This is a genomic window from Oleiphilus sp. HI0128 (assembly GCF_001635365.1).
In genome coordinates this window covers 1-258 of sequence record NZ_LWGG01000486.1, presented here as the reverse complement: position 1 = coordinate 258, position 258 = coordinate 1, and the positions used below count along the sequence as shown (strand labels likewise).

Here is a 258-nt window from a genome sequence, read left to right as displayed (position 1 = left end):
ATTGAGCCTTCGGTATGTGCCATCGAACAGGTTCATGTATCAGAAAAAGGCTGCTTTGGAACCACCCGGATGCATGCAGCAGAGTATGGACAGGAAGCCTTAGGTTATGTGGTGCCGAATCAGTGCTTGGGCCAGAGTTTGTTAAGCAAGGTGTATGAGAGATCACTACCTTTTTATAGTGGTGTGAAGGTTTCTCATATATCTCAAGGCAAAGACTTCCATCAAGTGCACTTAAGCTCAATTGAGCAGCCTGAACAG

The 258-nt window shown here is 45.7% G+C and carries 1 pseudogene; it reads left to right on the top strand.

Annotation, left to right across the window (positions count from 1 at the left end):
- Positions 1 to 258 (top strand): annotated as a pseudogene (locus tag A3763_RS28270) (hypothetical protein); the annotation flags it as partial.